The following is a 5979-nucleotide window of genomic DNA, read 5'->3' as shown; positions in this document are numbered from 1 at the left end:
AAAAAAGAGACCCGAATCAAGTCAGGTCTCTTGTTGTCAAATATGAAAGCTATTCCGGCTTAATCGATCCGTCTCGGATTATTAATCGCTTGAAGCATTTTAGTTCCTTCCGTCATATCACTGCTGCATAAAGGACAGGAAGGGGTTTCTGTACTTTTGAAATTGTCTCGAACCCAGGCATTGCAATCATCAGATGTACACTCCCACACTTTTGTTTCCTCAGGGATTACTTCCTCAACATTTTTTCGATTGTACATTACCGGCACACCTTTCGTATTAAGTCATTATATGTAACAAAAGGCTATCCGCTTTCAGTGGATAGCCTTTATAAACAATTCTTAAAGTTTAATTACGTTTTCAGCTTGAGGACCGCGTGCGCCTTCAGTTACGTCGAATTGTACGCTTTGTCCTTCTTCTAAAGTTTTGAAGCCTTCGCCTTGGATAGCGGAGAAGTGTACGAATACATCGTTTTCGCCTTCAACTTCGATGAATCCGAAACCTTTTTCTGCATTAAACCATTTTACTTTACCGTTTTTCATTTTGTTACCTCCAAAAATGTGTTAATAAACAAAATTCACCTATCATAAAATGTACCGCTCTGTAAAAAGGATAACACTTTATAATAAGTGAAACATTCAATTTACGGGTAATTTTATATAGATAAATAATATAGACTATTTTAACAATCATCCAGCGAAATGTCAATATCTTCGGTATCCACTATTATTAATACGCCAATATCATCCATCTTATTCATGGTTATTTAAGATTTCATTCTTGCACTCATTCAGCTGTCTGAAATACTCAATTCTTTCTTCACGACTAAAGCCTGCATTAAGACCGCTTGTAGAGGGAGCAACAAAAACCCGGCACCCTTCCCATTTTTCCGTTGTATAGAAGAAGCCCTCCTGCAATCCTGGAACGACCTTCTCCTTATGGATTTGAAATGCATGCCTGAAGGCTGTGATTCCGACAAAACAAAGTATCTTTGGCCGGTACTCAATGATAGTGTCCTGCAGCCTCACAGCCCCTTCCTCCATATCCTTCTTCGTAAGCTTTGAGGCCGTTCTCGTCGGTCTTGCCACGATATCCGTTATCCCATATCCATAATCCAATAACTTTGGTGTTTCATCCGGCCGAAACTGATAGGGGGTCAAACCGCCTAAATGGAGCGCCTTCCAGAACAAATTGCCTGGATTAGCGAAGTAATGACCGGCTAGTGCGGAAACTCGCCCTGGATTAATACCGCAAAACAAAATATCTAAATCATGCCTAATATAGACCGGCAGTCTTAAGTGTTCAAAGTCTTCCATTCATTGATCCCTTCCTTCTATCGTTGAAGCTACTTTACCATATTTTCAAATCCATATCCTGCCCTTCACACTTTTAAACACACAAAAGGGCAGCCTGCTTTCACAGATTGCCCTCTTTTCGGTTCAAATGACAAATATCAGCTATTACCTTGGTAAACATCAGCCTTAAGCATCGTCTTACTTCGGTACTTTCGTATTCTTACCTTCCCAGATAGTCCCACCAGTCGAAGCCAAGGGTAACAGATACAATGGCAAGACGGAATTTGAATCATGAATGCTCAGTCTATATAACTCATTATTTTACATAAAAAGATGCCCTATCAACATGGATAGGGCATCTTCCATCATCATTATTTCATGCAGCAACGCTTGTACTTTTTGCCGGATCCGCATGGACATGGCGCATTACGAGGAATTTTATTGTTCGTTACAGGCTCTTTCTTTTCACTCACTTCTTGAGCAGGCGCCAATTCTAATGGCGTGAACCCTTTCAAGATCCAGAGACGTGTATTGTTTACGACCTTGGCAATATGCTCAACAATCGCGTTGACATCTTTCTCGTTCTGAAGCTCAATATTCTCGCCAAACCATTTAACTACTTCTTGTAAGCCATGGCCAAATTGGACTTTATAGAGGAATTGCTCGATTAATTCATTCGCTTGAGCTGCCTCTAAAGAATACGTATCTTGCAGGAACTGACTGAATGCAGCCATTTCAGCTGTTTTCTCAAAGCTTTCATAGCGATTAAGATTCATCATGCTTTCCGCTGGGATTGGATAATAGTTCAATTCCTCTCTCGTCTTAAGGACTTGCTTGAAGCTATCAAGCTCGCGAATTGTTTGGTGAATCAAGTAGCCGTCCTTCGCATAGAAAATGCCGTAATAATCAGCTAAGTAGCTGATATAGTTTGTAAGCCATGCTTCTTCAACCTCTTCTTCGAGGTAAGCCTCCACCATTTTTTTGACCGTTTCTAAGTCTGCAAAACCGTAATAACGCACGATCCCAAAGAGAATATTAGAAACCTTTTGGTTACGGTTCACATCAGCCATGATTTCTTTTGGATCAAGACTGAAGAACTGCTTCATCACTTGTGAAGGCATTACGACAATCGGCTGGTCATCCTGCTCTGCCGGATGGATATAGCCGATGCTGGATAAGTAGAACACATCCTCAAGGGCGATTTGGTCAAGCGGCATCACTCCGCTCTTAGTCATAAGGGCAACAATAGATGTATATTGCTGCAAGTCCATCATCTTTGTTCTTTCAGGCACGGATGCAGGAATATGCTCCACCAATGCCTGAACGAGCTCCTTCTTCCTTAATGAACTCATATTTTTCAAGTTTAGGTTACGTCGAATATTTTTAAGAGCATCCATCTTCAAGGCATCTAGCAATGTCTCTAATTGGTACTCATCAACATGTGTAGCTGTTGTCATTCCATTTCCTCCATCATATCGTAAAACTTATTTTAAAATAGCACTCCGTCAAAGAACTTGATTTTACTACAAAATCCACAAAAAATAAACTGTTCCTCAATTGTGAATATTTATAATCATCAATCCAACAAAAAAAGGAAGCGATTCACCCACTAGCAAACCACTTCCCTTCACTATCACTGTTTAATTGTAACATTGACTGTCTTAATACCCCAAGCTTCTGCCTCTGCCTGACTTGGAATGAAGACATCAATTTTATTCCCTTTAATGGCTCCGCCGATATCCGCTGCTATCGCAGTACCATAGCCCTCTACATACACTTCTGTACCAAGCGGAATGACGGAAGGGTCGACTGCAATGACTTTGGCATCTGGGTTAGCTTTTAAATCAATCCCTGTATAGGTTACGCCGCTTCCCCCTTCACAGTCTGCCGTATAGGCTGTTGCTGTCATGGTAATCACGGTTTCTTCAGCAGCTTCTTCTATCTCAGGTTTCACGGTATCCTCTGTATTTTCAGGTGCTGACTCTTCTCTGCTCTCATCTACAGAGGCTATGACTGGTTCTTCCTCTGTGAGCGTTGCTTCTTCGACAACAGGTTCTTTTTTCTCTGGCTCAGCTTCTTCGGCTGCTGTCGTATCTATTACGCTATCATCCTTATCCTCTCTTGGAGATACAGCTTCCTCTTTTCTTTCTGTTTCTTCAGCGGAAGCAACAACGGTCTCCTTGGTTTTTACAGCCTGTATCTCGCTTGCGATTTCCTCATATAGCATAGCGGCATGGAAGGAGTCCTCCTTCTCTTTATCTGCAAGCTCAACAATTCCTTCGTTTATGAAATGTTCGATTGCATATGGATCAGCAGCTTCTATTTCCTCATCATCCATCTCCGCAACGATTTTCATCGAAGACAGCTGAATAAATTCTGGTGATAGATTGGATAAATCTTTATCTATATTAATCATATTGGATTCTTCTGCATGCAGCTCTTCTGTCATAAGCTCCTCTTGGTCAGCCGCATAAAAGCCCTCTGCGGAGCCAATGATGGAAGCACATGCTAAAAACGCCATACAAATTTTCTTCAAAACAAAATCCTCCTGTCATTTGCCGTTTTGACGGGCAAGACCTATCCTATCAGCGGGGATGGTTTTTTGTTAAGGTCAAGAATGTAATAAGAGCATGACATTGATTGCAACAGGATTACAATAATGTAACAAATTGACAGAAAAGTCCTTCTGTAAACGCTCCATCACCCGCCAGTCTTGAGGCTGGATTTGGTCCCTTTTTCGTCTTCATCATGGTTTTTATCCATAAATTACCGGACGATGGGCCTCATTTTTCATTTTCAGCATCTTCTTTATCCCCGTCCCTTTCAAAAAAGGGGATGATAATGATATAATTTGCTAGATAACAGTTAACGGAGGAATTTTATTACATGATAACAGTTAGTAATGTTGGTCTGCGTTTTGGCGACCGAAAATTATTCGAAGACGTAAATATTAAATTTACGCCTGGAAATTGCTATGGTTTAATCGGTGCAAACGGTGCAGGTAAATCCACATTCTTAAAAATATTGTCTGGTGATCTTGAGCCGCAGCAAGGGAATGTCTCCTTAGGGCCTGGTGAAAGACTTGCCGTTTTGAAACAAAACCACTTTGAATATGAGGACACAGAGGTCATCCAGGTTGTCATCATGGGTCACGCTCGTCTCTTTGAAGTCATGCAGGAGAAGGATGCCATCTATATGAAGGCTGATTTTACAGATGAGGACGGCATGAGAGCTGCTGAGCTTGAGGGTGAATTCGCTGAGCTTAACGGCTGGGAAGCAGAGCCTGAGGCTGCAATTCTCTTAAAAGGTCTTGGCATTCCGGAAGAATTGCATAACAAGAAAATGTCTGAGCTTGACGGCGGCGAGAAGGTTAAAGTTCTCCTTGCTCAAGCCCTATTCGGCCAGCCTGATGTTCTTCTTCTCGATGAGCCGACGAACCACTTGGACATTAAAGCCATCCAATGGCTGGAAGAGTTCCTCATTAACTTTGAAAACACAGTCATCGTTGTATCCCATGACCGTCACTTCTTAAATAAAGTATGTACTCATATCGCTGACCTAGACTTCGGCAAGATTCAGCTTTATGTCGGGAACTATGACTTCTGGTATGAATCCAGCCAATTAGCGCAAAAGCTAACGGCTGAATCCAACAAAAAGAAAGAAGAAAAAATCAAGGAATTGCAAGCCTTCGTTGCCCGCTTCAGTGCGAATGCATCGAAATCAAAGCAAGCGACATCCCGTAAGAAATTGCTTGAGAAAATTACGCTTGACGATATCAAGCCATCATCAAGACGTTATCCATACGTCCACTTCACGCCAGATCGTGAAATCGGCAATGATTTATTACGTGTTGAAGGCTTATCCAAAACCATCGACGGCGAAAAGGTATTAAACAACATCAGCTTTACCATGAATAAAGATGACAAAATTGCCTTGCTCGGAGCGAATGATAATGCGAAATCCACTCTCTTCAAAATCTTGATGGGTGAAATGGAAGCAGATGAAGGCACATTCAAATGGGGAATCACAACTTCTCAATCTTATTTCCCGAAAGATAACTCTGAGTTCTTCGAGAACAACGACCTCACATTGGTTGAATGGCTGCGTCAATTCTCTCCGCAGGATGAAAGCGAATCCTTCTTGCGTGGATTCTTGGGCAGAATGCTCTTCTCTGGCGAAGAAGTAATGAAGAAAGCATCCGTCCTATCCGGGGGAGAAAAAGTCCGCTGCATGCTCTCTAAAATGATGCTTAGCGGCGCTAATGTTCTCTTGCTTGACGAACCAACCAACCACTTGGATTTGGAATCCATCACAGCAGTCAATAACGGACTAATCAACTTCAAGGGATCCATGATTTTCACATCCCATGACCATCAGTTCATTCAAACGATTGCGAACCGTATTATCGAAATCACGCCAGATGGCTTGATTGATAAACAAATGACTTATGATGAGTATTTGGAAACAGTGAAGAAATAATTCGATTAAAGGAAATAAGGCTGGGACATAAATATTTCAGCCAATGATAAACCCGAATGATTAAACGATAAATGAATGAATTCTATCGTCTAATTATTCGGGTCTTTATGTTTTCCATACATATTAGTTGATTGTGGCCTTCTATTATTCGTGACTAGTAGAATGAAGCGAAATGCACTCGACTCCTGCGGGAAGTAGAGGAAAGGCT

At 41.5% G+C, this 5979-nt stretch carries 6 protein-coding genes; 1 reads left to right on the top strand and 5 read right to left on the bottom strand.

Going from position 1 to position 5979, the window contains the following annotated elements; translation table 11 throughout:
* Positions 1-59: 59 nt before the first annotated feature.
* The 5 genes from ACI35L_RS09500 to ACI35L_RS09480 all read right to left on the bottom strand — a co-directional run bounded on the left by ACI35L_RS09500 (position 60) and on the right by ACI35L_RS09480 (position 3828).
* Positions 60-257 (bottom strand): cold-shock protein, encoded by a 198-nt coding sequence (locus tag ACI35L_RS09500; RefSeq protein ID WP_049670718.1) that lies wholly within the window; start codon positions 255-257, stop codon positions 60-62.
* Positions 258-338: 81 nt separating this feature from the next.
* Entirely contained in the window at positions 339-539 is a 201-nt protein-coding gene (locus ACI35L_RS09495) for a cold-shock protein (RefSeq protein ID WP_049670717.1), read from the bottom strand.
* 210 nt (positions 540-749) lie between these two features.
* Complete coding sequence (locus ACI35L_RS09490; RefSeq protein ID WP_439802751.1) at positions 750-1313, bottom strand: mismatch-specific DNA-glycosylase; 564 nt, start codon at positions 1311-1313, stop codon at positions 750-752.
* Between the two features lie 350 nt (positions 1314-1663).
* Positions 1664-2749, bottom strand: coding sequence for a YecA family protein (locus ACI35L_RS09485; RefSeq protein WP_049670715.1), 1086 nt, complete (start codon positions 2747-2749; stop codon positions 1664-1666).
* 176 nt (positions 2750-2925) lie between these two features.
* The gene (locus ACI35L_RS09480) at positions 2926-3828 is read right to left on the bottom strand and encodes a 3D domain-containing protein (protein WP_053103738.1); all 903 of its coding nucleotides are present in this window, start codon (positions 3826-3828) and stop codon (positions 2926-2928) included.
* A 350-nt stretch (positions 3829-4178) separates the two neighbouring features.
* Here ACI35L_RS09480 and ACI35L_RS09475 point away from each other — a divergent pair, with 350 nt between their 5' ends.
* Entirely contained in the window at positions 4179-5771 is a 1593-nt protein-coding gene (locus ACI35L_RS09475; protein WP_049670714.1) for an ABC-F family ATP-binding cassette domain-containing protein, read from the top strand.
* The last annotated feature ends 208 nt before the right edge of the window (positions 5772-5979 follow it).

This window comes from Pradoshia sp. (assembly GCF_051873915.1).
Classification (GTDB): Bacteria; Bacillota; Bacilli; order Bacillales; family Pradoshiaceae; genus Pradoshia.
The sequence above is the reverse complement of the archived record's forward strand: the minus strand, read 5'-3'. Positions and strand labels throughout refer to the sequence as shown.

Excerpts from the sequence above, each read along its gene's own strand:
- ACI35L_RS09500 (WP_049670718.1), bottom strand. The coding sequence starts at position 257 with ATGTACAATCGAAAAAATGTTGAGGAAGTAATCCCTGAGGAAACAAAA.
- ACI35L_RS09495 (WP_049670717.1), bottom strand. The coding sequence starts at position 539 with ATGAAAAACGGTAAAGTAAAATGGTTTAATGCAGAAAAAGGTTTCGGA.
- ACI35L_RS09490 (WP_439802751.1), bottom strand. The coding sequence starts at position 1,313 with ATGGAAGACTTTGAACACTTAAGACTGCCGGTCTATATTAGGCATGAT.
- ACI35L_RS09485 (WP_049670715.1), bottom strand. The coding sequence starts at position 2,749 with ATGACAACAGCTACACATGTTGATGAGTACCAATTAGAGACATTGCTA.
- ACI35L_RS09475 (WP_049670714.1), top strand. The coding sequence starts at position 4,179 with ATGATAACAGTTAGTAATGTTGGTCTGCGTTTTGGCGACCGAAAATTA.